Source organism: Rhodococcus sp. AZ1 (assembly GCF_054979605.1).
Genome location: NZ_JBUEQF010000001.1, coordinates 291,451 through 305,637, shown reverse-complemented (window position 1 = coordinate 305,637; position 14,187 = coordinate 291,451). Strand labels below are relative to the sequence as shown.

Annotated in this window: 18 protein-coding genes; 5 read left to right on the top strand and 13 right to left on the bottom strand. The window is 67.6% G+C overall.

Annotation, left to right across the window (positions count from 1 at the left end; genetic code table 11):
- Nucleotides 1–2: 2 nt before the first annotated feature.
- A complete protein-coding gene (locus tag ACY48E_RS01405) occupies nucleotides 3–413 on the bottom strand; it encodes a heavy metal-responsive transcriptional regulator (protein ID WP_462870257.1) in 411 nt (136 codons plus the stop codon).
- Nucleotides 414–488: 75 nt separating this feature from the next.
- Between ACY48E_RS01405 and ACY48E_RS01400 the strand changes: the two genes are divergently transcribed.
- Nucleotides 489–707, top strand: a complete 219-nt coding sequence (locus tag ACY48E_RS01400; RefSeq protein ID WP_462870256.1) for a heavy-metal-associated domain-containing protein — start codon at nucleotides 489–491, stop codon at nucleotides 705–707.
- 7 nt (nucleotides 708–714) lie between these two features.
- Here the strand turns inward: ACY48E_RS01400 and ACY48E_RS01395 are convergent, their stop codons facing one another.
- Nucleotides 715–2,952 carry a heavy metal translocating P-type ATPase gene (locus ACY48E_RS01395; RefSeq protein ID WP_462870255.1) on the bottom strand — a complete coding sequence of 746 codons (2,238 nt, stop codon included), beginning with the start codon at nucleotides 2,950–2,952 and terminating at the stop codon, nucleotides 715–717.
- 16 nt (nucleotides 2,953–2,968) lie between these two features.
- Nucleotides 2,969–3,751 (bottom strand): zf-HC2 domain-containing protein, encoded by a 783-nt coding sequence (locus tag ACY48E_RS01390; RefSeq protein WP_462870254.1) that lies wholly within the window; start codon nucleotides 3,749–3,751, stop codon nucleotides 2,969–2,971.
- A 61-nt stretch (nucleotides 3,752–3,812) separates the two neighbouring features.
- On the opposite strand from ACY48E_RS01390, the gene ACY48E_RS01385 reads away from it, so the two are divergent.
- Nucleotides 3,813–4,403, top strand: a complete 591-nt coding sequence (locus ACY48E_RS01385; RefSeq protein WP_462870253.1) for a sigma-70 family RNA polymerase sigma factor — start codon at nucleotides 3,813–3,815, stop codon at nucleotides 4,401–4,403.
- A 20-nt stretch (nucleotides 4,404–4,423) separates the two neighbouring features.
- Here ACY48E_RS01385 and ACY48E_RS01380 read toward each other — a convergent pair whose 3' ends face one another.
- The 8 genes from ACY48E_RS01380 to rplN form a co-directional block, all read right to left on the bottom strand.
- Nucleotides 4,424–5,056 carry a vitamin K epoxide reductase family protein gene (locus ACY48E_RS01380; protein WP_462870252.1) on the bottom strand — a complete coding sequence of 211 codons (633 nt, stop codon included), beginning with the start codon at nucleotides 5,054–5,056 and terminating at the stop codon, nucleotides 4,424–4,426.
- The gene (locus ACY48E_RS01375) at nucleotides 5,053–5,808 is read right to left on the bottom strand and encodes a DsbA family protein (RefSeq protein ID WP_462870251.1); all 756 of its coding nucleotides are present in this window, start codon (nucleotides 5,806–5,808) and stop codon (nucleotides 5,053–5,055) included. Before ACY48E_RS01375 ends, ACY48E_RS01380 begins: the two co-directional genes overlap by 4 nt.
- Entirely contained in the window at nucleotides 5,805–6,341 is a 537-nt protein-coding gene (locus ACY48E_RS01370; protein ID WP_462870250.1) for an Rv2732c family membrane protein, read from the bottom strand. The genes ACY48E_RS01375 and ACY48E_RS01370 overlap by 4 nt, the downstream gene beginning before the upstream one ends.
- A 210-nt stretch (nucleotides 6,342–6,551) precedes the next feature.
- On the bottom strand, nucleotides 6,552–7,046 hold the full coding sequence (locus tag ACY48E_RS01365; RefSeq protein WP_462870249.1) for a hypothetical protein: 495 nt from the start codon (nucleotides 7,044–7,046) through the stop codon (nucleotides 6,552–6,554).
- Nucleotides 7,047–7,334: 288 nt separating this feature from the next.
- A complete protein-coding gene (locus ACY48E_RS01360; protein WP_462870248.1) occupies nucleotides 7,335–7,520 on the bottom strand; it encodes a type Z 30S ribosomal protein S14 in 186 nt (61 codons plus the stop codon).
- A 4-nt stretch (nucleotides 7,521–7,524) separates the two neighbouring features.
- On the bottom strand, nucleotides 7,525–8,091 hold the full coding sequence (gene rplE, locus ACY48E_RS01355; protein WP_462870247.1) for a 50S ribosomal protein L5: 567 nt from the start codon (nucleotides 8,089–8,091) through the stop codon (nucleotides 7,525–7,527).
- Nucleotides 8,091–8,408 (bottom strand): 50S ribosomal protein L24, encoded by a 318-nt coding sequence (gene rplX / locus ACY48E_RS01350; protein ID WP_462870246.1) that lies wholly within the window; start codon nucleotides 8,406–8,408, stop codon nucleotides 8,091–8,093. The genes rplE and rplX overlap by 1 nt, the downstream gene beginning before the upstream one ends.
- 1 nt (nucleotide 8,409) lies before the next feature.
- On the bottom strand, nucleotides 8,410–8,778 hold the full coding sequence (rplN, locus tag ACY48E_RS01345; protein WP_462870245.1) for a 50S ribosomal protein L14: 369 nt from the start codon (nucleotides 8,776–8,778) through the stop codon (nucleotides 8,410–8,412).
- 254 nt (nucleotides 8,779–9,032) lie between these two features.
- Here rplN and ACY48E_RS01340 point away from each other — a divergent pair, with 254 nt between their 5' ends.
- The 3 genes from ACY48E_RS01340 (at nucleotide 9,033) to ACY48E_RS01330 (ending at nucleotide 12,521) form a co-directional block, all read left to right on the top strand.
- A complete protein-coding gene (locus tag ACY48E_RS01340; RefSeq protein WP_462870244.1) occupies nucleotides 9,033–10,013 on the top strand; it encodes an esterase/lipase family protein in 981 nt (326 codons plus the stop codon).
- A gap of 140 nt (nucleotides 10,014–10,153) precedes the next feature.
- The gene (locus ACY48E_RS01335) at nucleotides 10,154–11,182 is read left to right on the top strand and encodes an esterase/lipase family protein (RefSeq protein ID WP_462870243.1); all 1,029 of its coding nucleotides are present in this window, start codon (nucleotides 10,154–10,156) and stop codon (nucleotides 11,180–11,182) included.
- Nucleotides 11,183–11,234: 52 nt separating this feature from the next.
- Nucleotides 11,235–12,521, top strand: a complete 1,287-nt coding sequence (locus tag ACY48E_RS01330; protein WP_462870242.1) for an AIM24 family protein — start codon at nucleotides 11,235–11,237, stop codon at nucleotides 12,519–12,521.
- A gap of 304 nt (nucleotides 12,522–12,825) precedes the next feature.
- Here ACY48E_RS01330 and ACY48E_RS01325 read toward each other — a convergent pair whose 3' ends face one another.
- Both ACY48E_RS01325 and ACY48E_RS01320 read right to left on the bottom strand, forming a co-directional pair.
- Entirely contained in the window at nucleotides 12,826–13,518 is a 693-nt protein-coding gene (locus ACY48E_RS01325; protein ID WP_462870241.1) for a hypothetical protein, read from the bottom strand.
- Nucleotides 13,519–13,585: 67 nt separating this feature from the next.
- Nucleotides 13,586–14,068, bottom strand: coding sequence for a Rieske (2Fe-2S) protein (locus ACY48E_RS01320; RefSeq protein ID WP_462870240.1), 483 nt, complete (start codon nucleotides 14,066–14,068; stop codon nucleotides 13,586–13,588).
- Nucleotides 14,069–14,187: the final 119 nt, after the last annotated feature.

The window sequence follows — 14,187 nt, the reverse complement described above, 5'->3', positions numbered from 1 at the left end:
GGTCACTTCCCGCCGTCGGGCGTCTCCAGAATCCAGCACACCGCCGCATTCTCCTGCTGCTGAGCAGATTCGGTCTCGGCCCGTGCCAACAGCGACTGAAGGTGCCGTTGCAACGCCTGCAGGTCACGCATCTGCGCGGTGATGTTCTCGAGCCGTTCGGCGAGCACCTCCTGCACGTGGCTGCAGGGGGCCTGACCCGAATCGTGGATGCCGAGAATGTCCTTGACGTCCACCAGCGCCAGGCCGGCGTCCTGCGCACGCCGAACGAAGACGATGCGATCGACGATGTCGTCGTCGTACACCCGATAACCGCTGCTCGTGCGCGGTGCCGGAGGGATCAGGCCCTCCCGCTCGTAGAACCGGATCGCCGACGCCGAGACGCCGGTCGACTCGGCCACCTCACCAATTTTCATGGAGCACTTGACCTTCAACTCGACTTCAGGGTTCACACTGGACCACGTAAGCACAACCCCTCGAAGGAGAACATCATGGCCACCTGGACCGTGCCCGTATCCGGACTCACCTGCCACCGCTGCGTCGACACCGTCACCGAGCAGCTCACCGGCATCGATGCAGTCGAGAGCGTGTCCGTCGACCTGGTCACCGGCGGTGTGTCGCAGGTGACGATCGATGCATCGACCGAGGTCCCCGACGCCGACCTGCAGGCCGCACTCACCGAGGGCGGCGCGTTCAGCATCAGCCGCTGATCGCTGCTCAGGCGCGGAACCGTCGCAGCCGCAGGCTGTTGGACACCACGAAGAACGACGAGAACGCCATCGCGGCACCGGCGATCAGTGGGTTCAACAGCCCGGCTGCGGCCACCGGGATCGCCGCGACGTTGTAGCCGAAGGCCCACGCCATGTTCCCTCGAATGGTGCGCAGCGTGGCGCGGGCCAAGGTCAGCGAATTCACCACGGCGCCCAGATCGTCGCGCACCACGATGATGTCGGCAGCACCGATGGCCACATCGGTGCCCGCGCCGATGGCCAACCCGAGATCCGCCGTCGCGAGAGCCGGCCCGTCGTTGATGCCGTCGCCGACCATCGCCACGGTTCGCCCGGACTCCTGCAGGGACCGGATCACCTCGACCTTGCCGTCGGGCATCACCTCGGCGATCACCTCGTCGATTCCCAGCGTGTCGGCGACGGCCTGGGCTGCGAACGCGTTGTCGCCGGTCACCAGCAGCGTGCGCAGACCCATCTCGCGTAGCCGGCTCACCGCCTCGCGCGCGGACGGCTTGACCGTGTCGGTGACCGTGATGGCGGCGCGCACCTGCCCGTCCATCGCGACGTAGACCGTGGTGGCGCCGGCTCGGTCCCCGCGCAGACGAGCGGAACGGATCGTCGGCGGCACCGTGCAGCCCCGGTCCTCGAACATCGACGGTCGCCCGATCTCGACGAAGCGGCCCGCGACGTTCCCCGTCGCCCCGAGCCCGGGCAGCGCTACAAAGTCGACGACATCGGCCAGATCACCCGTGCGTTCGCGGGCGGCCGAGGCGACGGCCGCGGCGATCACGTGTTCGGACGCGTGTTCCACCGCACCGGCCACTGCCAAGATCTCGTCCTCGGAACCGGGCGGATCGGCCGTGACGGACTCCACGGCCACAGCTCCGGTGGTGACGGTCCCGGTCTTGTCGAACACCACCGTGTCGACCGTGCGAGTCGCCTCCAGAGCCTGATGGCCCTTGATGAAGATGCCGAGCTGAGCACCGCGCCCGGATGCGACCATCAGCGCCGTCGGGGTGGCCAGCCCGAGAGCGCACGGGCAGGCGATCACCAGCACGGCCAATGCCGCACCGAACGCCCGGTCGACGTCGCCGGTACCGACGAACCACCCGACCGCGGTGAGAGCGGCGAGGACGAAGACCACCGGAACGAACACCCCGGAGATCCGATCGGCGAGCCGCTGGAGGTCCGCCTTGCCGGACTGCGCCTCGTCGACGAGGCGAATCATGCCCGCCAGCGCGGTGTTCGGGCCGACGGCGGCGGCCTCGACCACCAGTCGCCCGTCGAGCACCACGGTGCCGCCAGTCACCGAGGTCCCGACTTCGATGTCCACCGGCACCGACTCGCCGGTCATCGCACTGGTGTCGAGGGTGCATCGGCCCTCGACGGTCAACCCGTCGGCCGCGATCACCTCGCCCGGACGAACGACGAAGCGCTGCCCCTCCTTCAACTCCCCGACCGGCAGCCGCATCTCACGGCCGTCGCGCAACAGCACGCACACCTCGCGTGCCCCGAGCTCGGCGAGTGCTCGCAGGGCGCCTCCTGCCCGACGCTTGGCCTTGGCCTCGAAGTAGCGGCCGGCCAGCACGAACACCGTGACCCCGGCGGCCACCTCGAGGTAGATCGAATCTGCGGACGTGATGGCCGCCCAGATGCCGCGGGCGTCGGTGGCCGTGCTGGGCCGGACGAAGATCGAGTAGATCGACCACACCGTTGCCGCGACGATGCCGGTGGATATCAGCGTGTCCATCGTGGCGGTGCGGTGGCGCAGCCCGGTCGCCGCGGCGCGGTGGAACGGCAGCGCCGACCAGACCACGACGGGCAGAGCGAGCGCGAGAAGCACCACCTGCCACCCGGGAAACCGGGTGCCGGGTACCACCGCGAACATGATGGACAGATCGGCCAGCGGGACGAACAGCACCAGCGCGACGACCAGGCGCACGAAGATGTCGCGGGTGTGCGCATCCTCGTCGGAGGTGTCCACGCGTGCGGTGTCCTCGAACGGTCGGGCGCCGTACCCGGCGTCCTCGACCACACCCACCAGGTGCTCGACCGATAGCGCCGGCGGTGCCTCGATGGTCGCGACGGCGGTGGCGTAGTTGACCGATGCGCGTACCCCGTCGACCTTGTTGAGCTTGCGTTCGACTCGAGTTGCGCACGCACCACAGGTCATCCCGGTGACCGTCAGCGCGGTGCGCTTGGTGTCGATCTCGGTGGTCGTTGTCATGCTCGCTCCTGTTCGATCATGCAGCCGGGTCCGTGACGTTGCCCAGGTGTCCGCGCCGTCGGCCGTGGCGCGCGCCGTCCGGCAGTTCGACCGAGTCCGGCCCGGTCGCCCTCACGGTGCCCGGCGGATGATGATCGGTGCCCCGATCCCACCGGTGCACCGCGACCGTGATCAGAGCCCCCACGGCGATCACCGCGTGCGAGGCGACCCGCGCCGCGGTGACCTGACCGGCCACGGAGTCGGTGATCACGAAGACGGTGAGAACGGCGGTGAACGACAGCAGCACCGGGATCAGCCCGGTGGTCGCGGTGGGCCGCAGCGCGGCCACCACGAAACCGACGCCGACAGCGAGATTCCAGGCCGTGCTCTCGTTGAACAAATGCCCGGCCATGTCGCCGCCGGCACCCATATCGCCGGCCATCGCCGGGGAATCGCCGACGACGGACCCGAGGGCCTGGCCGAGACCGAGGGCCACCTGCACGATGGCCGTCACCAGCAGGGCTGCCCGCCACGGGTGCTCGTGCACAGCCCACCGGTACGCACGCTGGGCGCGGGTGCGCGGGATGCGCACCCCGGCGGCCGCCATGATGTCGGCCGTGCGATCGGGCACCTTCGCCGCCGCACCGATCCGGATCTGCCGGGTGAGCGCAACGGCGGCGACGTACCAGTGGCGGCACGAAGCGCACTGGTCGACGTGCTCGTCGACCCGCGCCGAGGGCACGGGTTCGCGCTCGCCGTCCATGCGCGCCGACAGCGCCTCACGCGCCGTGGCGCAACCCACCCTCGGTTCGCTCTCCACACCTACATTGTCGTCCACAGGCGCCGCGAAGTTCCCCGCAGGTGGGCGGTAGCCTGGACCTGTGAGCAGCCGGGAGGACCACGACGCGCGCACCACGGCGCTCGCCCTCGCGGCCGGCCGCGGCGATCGCCGTGCACTCGAATCCTTCGTCCGCGAGACCCAGTCCGATGTCTGGCGTTTCGTCGCCCACCTGACCTCGGTGGCGCACGCCGACGACCTGACGCAGGAGACCTACCTCCGGGCCATGACGTCGCTTCCGCGCTTCGCCGCCCGGTCGTCGGCCCGCACGTGGTTGCTCTCCATCGCCCGACGTGTGGTGGTCGATCAGGTGCGCTCTGCTCTGGCCCGTCCTCGACTGGCCGGTGGAGCCGACTGGATCGCCGCGGCGGACGCCCACCAGGTGGCTCGCCCGGCGTCCGCCTCGGCCGAGGACGTGGTGGAACTCGGCATCAGCCTGGCCGCGCTGCCCGAGGATCGGCGGGAAGCCCTGATCCTCACCCAGGTCCTCGGCCTGTCGTACGCCGAGGCCGCTGCCGTCTGCGGATGCCCGATCGGCACCGTACGGTCACGAGTTGCCCGTGGTCGCGAACAACTGGTGAGCAGCCACCGCGTCGACGCGAGCCCCGACTCGATCGAGCGCGACATCGGTTGAGCTGAGCTCTCCCGCAGGGCTCAGATCAACGTGGACCAGTAGTCCCAGAAGCGCTCGGCGACCAGCAGCAGCACCACCGTCAGCCAGATGGCCAGCAGCGACCAGCGCCAGCGCCGAATCTGCTCGGCCAGGCGGGGCGCGCCGAGGCCGTCGGCCGCTGTGGGCATGACGAGGAGCCACAGCACCATCGTCGAACCCCACACCACCATGCAGTAGGGGCACAGAGCGCCGATGCGGTAGATGCTCTGGAACATCAACCAGTGCACGAACCCGACGCCCACGCTCAACCCGGCCACCAACCCCACCGGATACCAGCGCGGCAGCGCCGTGCGCGCGAGCGCGAGCACCGCCGTCACCAGGACCACCGTGAACGCGACGATGCCGACGATGGAGTTGGGGAAGCCGAGCACCGACGCCTGCGGCGTGGTCATCACCGACCCGCACGAGATCACCGGGTTGAGGTTGCACGAGGGCACGTACGACGGGTCGATCAGCAGGTCGATCTTCTCGATCGTCAGCGTCAGCGCCGACGCCAACCCCAGTGCACCGGTGACGGCCAGCGTCACCCCGGCGGAGCGGCTGAATCGAACCGCGGCGTCGGCCGGGACGTCGGGAGTCGAGGCGGTCGAGGCCTCGGGAGCTGCGGTGCTCACGCGAGCGCAGCGTTCACGGCGTCGGCCAGGGCCTGCGGTGTGCTCAGCTCGATCTTGTTCCCGTTGAGCAGAACCGTCGGAGTGGCGTTGATTCCCTTGTCGAGAACATCCTTGGTGGTCTTGGCGACGTAATCCGCGTACGGGCGCGAGGAGATGCACGAGCCCACCGACTCCGGTGCGCCGGCTGCTCGCGCGATCGCGGTGATCTGCTCGTCGGTCAGCCCGTTGCCGCCCTCGGGCGGCTGCTGGGCGTAGATGTCGGAGTGGAACTTCAGCCACACGTTCTTGTCGGCCTCGGCCACGCACAGCGAAGCGTTGGCGGCGGCCGACGAGTACTTGGTGGTGGAGGCACGGTCGAGGATCGCGATGGGCTGGTAGTCGACCACCAGGCCCTTCTCCCGCAGCTGGTCGATGGTGGGCCCGAAACCGGCCTCGAACTGCTTGCACACCGGGCACTGGAAGTCCTCGTACACCGTCAGAACCGCCTTGGGCTGCGCGGGCGGCGGCGTGGCACCGGCGAACCGCAGCGCACCGGTTTCGGTGACGGCGGTGGGGGTGGACTGGGGTGTGTCGCTAGAGTTCCGGTTGCCGATCACGATGACCCCGACGACGACCGCGAACACGATCACCACCAGTGTCAGGCCACCGCGAATGAGCATGTCACGACGCTTCTCCGCAGCCGCGAAGGACGAGGTGGGCTTCTTCGAGCCACCGCGCTTGGTGTTCGTCTTCTTCGCGTTCTGGGCGCTCACCGAGATACTTCTCCTCTCGGGGCACCGCTGCCCCGCGTTGTTGTCGCCGCGAGGGCGGGAATCGTGGAACCGAGGACGGCCGCCGCCCACAGTGCAGTGAGCACCGCGCCCGTCACGAGAATCAGTGCCGCGCCGACCCCGGGTCCGCTGGGAGCGACGTGCGAGGACTGCCTGGCCCAGAATGCCAGGAACGAGAACACCGTGGTGATGGCGCACCCGGCGAGGGCGAGGACCATCACCGGGAAGCTCGCCGAACGCACCGCCGCGCAGCTGACCATCACACAGAAGATCAGCGAACCGTGCAGAGCGATCCGGGCGAGAACACCGACCATCTCCGAGCGCGCGGCGTCGGCGGCGACCAGGGACGCCCAGCCGTCGGCTGCCCCGGCCTGCGGCAGGAACATCACGCACACCTCGACCAGCACGGCGACGAGAATCGCCACCCGTAGTCGAGGGGTGATCTCCACACGACGGAGCACGCGCGACTCGATGCGGTCGAACATCGCCCGGTACTCGCGCAGCTCGTCGCTCACACCGTCCCCTTCGTCCTCAAGTGCACGCGCGTCCATGATGCCCGTTTCAGTTTAGCCGCGCGGTTCACACGAACGCCTGTGGGCGCAGACCACGGATGGTCTGCGCCCACAGGACGGTAATTCGGTGGAGCCGGTCAGCTCACCACGAGCTCTTGTGCACTCCAGGGAGTTCACTGCGGTGCCGAGTACCAAACACTCGACGGTCGACGGCTACAGCTCGTCACGGGATACCCGATACATGAAGGTGAAGTTGCTGTAGTGGTCTGTTGTCCCGAACATCCAGACGAAGCCCGGGGTGTAGACGCGCACAAGCCGCCAAGGATTTCTGGCTTGGTCGAGCGGCGTGTATACGACGTCGTACTCGTACATGGTGGCATAGACAACTGGTCGCCCCAGGAAGCCGGAAATGTAGTTACGAAGCTGCGTGTCTCGATCGAAGTACGGACCGCCGCCAGTCATCGTTGTGTAGCCCTGCGTGAGGGTGACGCGCCCCTGCGGCCACCCTCTTCGGCTCCATGTGACGACCGCTTGGGTCATCCTGTCCATCTGCCCGCAGTTCATCGTGGCGTTAGGACATCGGTCGTAGACGCGCGCGTCTGCAGACGGGGGAGCGACGAGTGTTCCCACGGAGGAGAGGACGACGAGCAGAGCCGCGATGAGGGCGGTTCTCAGCCTCAAACTCGTGCGGTTGACGATGCGGGGCATGGGTGATCGGATTCCTTTCCGACAGGGACGGTTTCGTGATTGTCGGCGCTTTCGCCGGACGGCTCTCCCGCCGTCGCCATCAGTAGAGCGCGCCCAAAGGAAAAGTACAAGGCTTCCAATGCAAGTTATTAAGCGAAAGACGATCCGTAGTGAGTTGTCCCAGAACAGGATTCGGTGACTACCGGTCCGTAACGGGGCTGAGTGTCGGAGCAGGCACACAGACGCCAGTGGGCGCAGACCACGGATGGTCTGCGCCCACAGGACGGTACTTCGATGGAGCCGGTCAGCTCACCAGGAGCTCTTGTGCACTCCGGGGAGTTCACCGCGGTGCGCCATCTCGCGCACGCACACACGGCACAGCCCGAACTTGCGGTACACCGCGTGCGGACGGCCGCAGCGCTGGCAGCGCGTGTAGGCGCGCACCGCGAACTTCGGCTTCTTGTTGGCCTTGTTGATCAGTGCCTTCTTTGCCATGCGCTCAGTTCTCCTTGAACGGGAAGCCGAGGTGCTTGAGCAGCGCGCGTCCCTCGTCGTTGTTGGTTGCCGTGGTGACGACCGTGATGTCCATACCGCGCGGGCGATCGATCTTGTCGACGTCGATCTCGTGGAACATCGACTGCTCGTTGAGGCCGAACGTGTAGTTGCCGTTGCCGTCGAACTGGGTGCCCGACAGACCGCGGAAGTCTCTGATGCGCGGCAGCGCGATGGAGACCAGGCGATCGAGGAACTCCCACATGCGGTCGCCGCGCAGGGTCACGCGGGCACCGATGGGCATGCCCTCGCGCAGCTTGAACTGCGCAATGGACTTGCGGGCCTTGCGGATCTCCGGCTTCTGACCGGTGATGGCGGCCAGATCGGCCACCGCCCCGTTGATGAGCTTGGCGTCGCGAGCGGCGTCGCCGACACCCATGTTGACGACGACCTTGACCACGCCGGGTATCTGCATCACGTTGGCGTAGTCGAACTCGGCGTTGAGCGCGTCGCGAATCTCCTCGCGGTAGCGCGTCTTCAGTCGCGGAACGATCTTGTTCTCGGTGGTGGTCATCAGATGTCCTTCCCGTTCTTACGGGAGATGCGCACGTTCTTGCCCGTCTCGGGGTCCTTGCGGTAGCCCACGCGGGTGGGGTTGCCGTCGGAATCGACCACGGCGACGTTGGAGACGTGGATGGGGGCTTCCTGGGTGACGATGCCGCCCGAGGATGCGCCGCGCTCGTTGGCCGAAACGGCGGTGTGCTTCTTGATTCGGTTGACGCCCTCGACGAGAACCTTGGACTCGGCGGGGTAGGCCGCGATGACCTTGCCCTTCGCGCCCTTGTCCTTGCCCGAGATGACGAGAACCGTGTCGCCCTTGTGGACCTTCATCTCACAACACCTCCGGAGCAAGAGAGACGATGCGCATGAACTTCTTCTCGCGCAGTTCGCGGCCCACCGGCCCGAAGATGCGAGTTCCGCGCGGATCGTTGTCGGCCTTGATCAGGACGGCAGCGTTCTCGTCGAACTTGATGTAGGAGCCGTCCGCACGGCGGCGCTCCTTGGTGGTGCGGACGATGACGGCCTTGACGACCTCGCCCTTCTTGATGTTGCCGCCGGGGATGGCGTCCTTGACGGTGGCGACGATGATGTCGCCGATCCCGGCGTAGCGGCGCGAGGAACCGCCGAGAACGCGGATGCACAGAATTTCCTTCGCACCCGTGTTGTCGGCGACACGAAGCCGCGACTCCTGCTGAATCACTCGATTTCTCCTGGACCTGGATGTGCGCACGTAGCGGATACCGACCCGATACGCATGGTCTGTCACCGGCGGCAGGCGCGCGGAAGCGCACCTGGCGTGCAGGCAACCGCTCAAGTGTAGGAAACGCGCAGGTGATTCGCAAAATCCTCGAACGGGTAACACCCCCGAAACACACACGTGAATCGAGGAAGAAGTCCATGTTCGACACAGTTCTCCGCCGACCGACGCCCGGTTGGGCCACCGTACCGGCGCTCGTGACGACGGTAGTGGTGCTCATGTGCACCGCACTGGTGACCATCGGCGCGGGAAGGGCGGGCGCGGACAGCCGCTCCGACCTCGCGAGCGACCTCGGCCCCGCCCAGCAGTCCTATCTGCCAGCCCTCGCCTACAACGTCCAACATCCCGGCACCATGCCGGCGGGAACCAACGATCCGCGGTGCCGCCCCGGCCGCGCGGCACCACGCCCGGTGATCCTGGTGCACGGCACCTGGGTGGGCGAATACGGCAGCTATGCGCGACTGGCGCCCGATCTGGCAGCACGCGGAGTGTGCGTCTACGCCTTCGAACACGGCGAGGAGAACGCCTCGACACTCGGCCGAATCGCCGCCGTTCGCGGCACCGATGACATCGACACCTCCAGCGAACAGCTCGCCCGGTTCGTCGGCACCGTGCAGCGGGTCACCGGGCAGAAGCAGGTGGACCTCGTGGGGTACTCACTCGGTGGTCCCCTGATTCGCAACTACCTGCGTTTCCACGGCGGCGCAGCCTCGGGTGCGGTGCACTCTGTGGTTTCGCTGGCCGGCACCAATCACGGAACCACCTTCGGCGGCATCACCGACCTCGGGGCCGCCCTGAGTCGTCTGGGTGTGCCCACCGGCGATGCCGGTCGGGGCACCGTCGGGATCTCCCCCACCCAGCAGGTGGTGGGCTCGCCGTTCCTCACCCGCCTGAACGCGGCAGGCGACACCGAACCGGGCGTCATCTACACCGCTCTGGTCACCGAGACCGACACCATCGCCACTCCGTACACCACCGGGTATCTCTCCGCCGGGCCCGGTGCCACCGTGACCAATGTGAGGTTGCAGGACGGGTGTCCGGTCGATCTGTCCGACCACCTCTCGCTCAACTATTCCCCCCGCACCCTGAGCATCGTGGCCAGCGCCCTCAGCCACAACGGGGTTCCCGACCCTCGCGATTACGTGTGCGTTCCGGCACTGCCCGTCCTGGGCGGCTGACCGGGCGCAACCCTGCGAATTCATTCGCGCGGTCTCTTTCATCCCGCGTAGACCTGCCTTTGCCCCGTTTCGACACGGTCCGCTACTGTTCTCAACAGTAATGAGCCGGTCGGGGACCGACGACAAGAAACGAGAACGGCGTGCGCCACCCGAAGTACCTGCGACACCTGCTCGTCCCCGCCGCATCCCTGCTGGTCACCGCATCCATCGCGCTGGGCGCCCCCGGCGTCGCGATGGCCGCCCCGCCGGCACCGGACACCGTCGGCGTCGGCCCGGTGCAGCAGAACTTCTCCGACGCGATGGCCTTCAGCATGGCCAACCCGACGGTCGCGCCCACCGGATCGAACGACTTCTCCTGCAAGCCGTCGGCGGCGCACCCGCGGCCGGTGGTGCTGGTGCACGGCACCTGGGTTAACCAGTACAGCAGCTTCGCCCGCCTGGCACCGGCCCTGCGCGATCAGGGCTACTGCGTGTTCACCCCGGTCCACGGCAAGGAGACCGTCTCGCTGATCGGTCGCGTGCCTGCCGTGCAGGGAACGGATTTCATCGACAACTCCAGCGCCCAGGTGGCCACCTTCGTCGACCGCGTGCTCGCCGCCACCGGAGCTCCGGCGGTGGACATGGTGGGCTTCTCCCTCGGCGGCCCGGTGATCTCGAACTACCTGCGCTTCTTCGGCGGCACCGATGCGCAGAACCCGTCGCGGAACAAGGTTCGCTCGGTGGTGACCCTCGGCGCCACCTCGCACGGCACCGAGCTCTCCGGCATCGGAACCCTCGCCAAGCAGCTCGACAGCCTGGGGCTGCCCGCGACGGGCGCGGGCAGTGGCGCCGTGGGCTTCTCGATCGTCCAGGAACTGTCCGGCTCGGCGTTCCTGACCAGGCTCAACGCCGGCGGCGACACCCAGCCCGGGGTCCGGTACACCGCAGTCGGAACTGCGTACGACCAGATCACCACCCCGTTCACCTCCGGATTCCTCACCGCCGGACCGGGGGCGACCGTCACCAACATTCGGCTGCAGGACGGGTGCGAAGCCGATCGGGCCGAGCACCTGAACCTGCCGTACTCGGCGCGTGCGATCAGCATCGTCTCCAGCGCCCTCGCTCGCGACGGCGTTCCGAACCCGACCGACTTCGCCTGCCCCGTCGGCGCATCGCCGTTCGGTAGCTGACCGGACGACAGGACGGCGGCGCGGGCAGCGAACTTCGGCCACACTGGGAACCATGAAGTTGCTCGCCCGCGGTGAGAACTGTCCGGTTCCCGCCGACGTCGTGACCATCACGGTCGGATCCGCCACACCCGTCGACATCTCCGCCCTGCTCCTGGCCGCCGACGGGAAGGTGCGTGGCGACGCCGACCTGGTGTTCTTCAACAACCCGTCGGCACCCGGTGTGCAGTACGACGGCACCGAGGTGCGCGTGGACACCCGCGCCGTGCCGGCAGAGGTGACCACCATCGCCGTCACCGCCAGCCTCGACGGGTCCGGTCCGGCCACCTTCGCCGGGGCCGGATCGTTGTCGATCACCGTTGCCGATCAGGTGCGCTTCGACGTCTCCGGGCTGACCACCGAGTCGGCCCTGGTGTGCGTCGAGATCTACCGCCGCGGGCCGGAGTGGAAGATCCGCGCCGTGGGGCAGGGCTTCGACAACGGGTTGGCCGGTATCGCAACGGCTTTCGGGATCGTGATCGACGACGCACCCCCGCCCGTTCAACCTCCTGCCAGCACTCCACCAGCCAATCCACAGCCACCGCAACCGAATTCGGGAGTGACCCCCATGAACAGCGAACTGTTCGCCCCCACCTACGCCGAGGTCAGCGCACCCGGTCTGTCCAAGCAGGGCAGCAAGATGTGCAAGATCGGGATGAACGGCGAGATGTTCGCCCGCTCCGGGTCGATGGTCGCCTACCAGGGTGACCTGCGGTTCGAGGCGCTCGGTTCCGGCGGAGTGGGCAACCTCATCCGCCAGAAGCTCACCGGTGAGGGCGTGCCCCTGATGAAGGTGACCGGACGTGGAGATCTGTTCCTGGCCAACGCCGCCCAGGACGTTCACCTGATCGACCTCGACGGCTCCGACGGGCTCACCATCAACGGCTCCAACGTCCTCGCCTTCGAACCCACACTGTCCTACCGGATCGAGCGGGTTCGCGGCGCGGGAGCCGCGGGCAACGCAGGCTTCTTCAACTGCGTGTTCACCGGACGCGGTCGCATCGCGATCACCACCGACGGGGTTCCGGTGGTGCTCAACGTGGATCAACCCACCTTCGCAGACCCGCAGGCCGCCGTCGCCTGGTCGTCGAGCCTGCAGACGGGGGTCAAGACCAACGACTCCTTCAACCTCGGCACCCTGATCGGTCGCAGCACCGGCGAGCGGTTCACCCTCTCGTTCTCAGGGCACGGTTTCGTGATCGTGCAGCCCTCGGAACTGCCGCCGGGCGGGATGATCGGCGGCACCGGCGGCGGCGAGCAGTCCGGCGTGGGCGGGGCGCTCGGTGGTCTGCTGGGGCGGTGAGCTGGTCCGCCGTCACGGTTGACTACCAACGCCGCCGGCGCCGGCGCAGCCTGAGCAGTACGGCGAGGCAACACAGGGCCACCACCGCAAGCACGACGAAGGCTGCCGCAGCTGAGGAAATCTCCGAGATAGACGTACACCAGCTACAACAGCGACGCGACCAGAACGAGGTAGGCAGCGCGTGCACGCCGGACATAAGGCTCTGTCGGAGGGCCTACGCCGTGGTCACCGTGTTCGTTGCTGCGAGCCATCTGATCCACCCCGTTCGACGTCGACGCGCTTGTCGGTCGTTCCGAAGCCCGGCTCAGGCCTCGATCGCGCCGGCGATGCGCTGCTCGATCTGCGCGTAGGCCACCGTGGGTAGCGTGACGAGGCCGTCGAGTTCCTCGCGGGCCTTGCGGTAGGAGGCCTGGCGTTCGGCGGGGGTCGACGCTGAATCGAGCGCCATCCGTAGCAGTGCTTGCGCGCGGTTGAGGCGATTCTGCTCGGCCTCGGAGAAGTCGCCGCGACGACGTCGCTTGGCCTCGGATTCCGCGGCGGTGAAGGCCACGTAGTAGTCGTGCACCGCCGCGCGGTACGCCGTCTGCGCGTCCGGATTGTCGGCGATCTCCGCGGCGGAGGACGGCCGTAGCGAATCCGCGTCGAGTTTGGCGCGGTGGAAGGCGACGGTGAGCGGGTCGCGCATGTTCGTCATCATCGGGTACTCGAGCAGGTTCACCACGTCGGTCTCGTAGGCGAACCAGCGCGCGTTCACCTCGTCGTGTTCGGCGAGGGTCTTCTCGATGGTGCGTGACTGAACCTCGGCGTCGAGCTTGCGCCTCCCGGCGATCTCCATTGCCGCCAAACGAGTCTGCTGCTTGATGCGGTAGCGCTCGAGGCGCCGTTCCGCACGCCGCTCGTTGGCTGCACCGACATAGCGCAGCCCACCGGCGATCGAGCCTCCGAAGATGAACGCCAACCACCAGTACTGACCCGCGAACTGCAGGACCTCACCCATATCAACCCACCGATCGTGTCTTGTGCGAACAGACTAGCCAGTGTCGCGTGGGGTGCGCAGGGTGTTCCTAGGTGATGGTGAGGGTTCCACCGGCGTTGGTGACGGTGGCCGAGGCCAGGGCCGTCTTGGCCGGACCCCTGGTGGCCGCGCCGGTGGTGGCGTCGAACCGGCTGCCGTGCGCGGGGCACGAGAGCGTGGTGCCCTCCTGAACCTTCACGATCACGCCCTCATGGGTGCACGCCGCGGAGAAGGCGACGAACTGACCGGCGGTGGGTTGCGCGACGACGAACGACTTGCCCTCGCCCTTGGCGATGACGGCCGAGCCGACGGGAACATCGGATTCCTTGACCTGCACGCCCTGAGCCGCGCCGGACCCGGCGGATCCAGTGCTGCCGGAACCGCTGGTCGCGGGGGTGTTCGAGGTGGTGGAGGTGGCAGTATCGGAGTCCGACGACGAGCACGCCGCCACGACGCCGGGGAGCAACACGATTCCGGGGAGAGCCAGCAGAATCGAGCGGCGCTGGAAGCAACGATCGGTGATTGAGGTCATAGCTACAACATAGCGACGTTCGACCCCGCGCGCCCGTCTCGGTGCGAAACAACTTCTGGCGGTCCGTCGACGGGAAATGCCGCAATTCGGACCGAGTACCCGTCACACTGTCTCTCAAC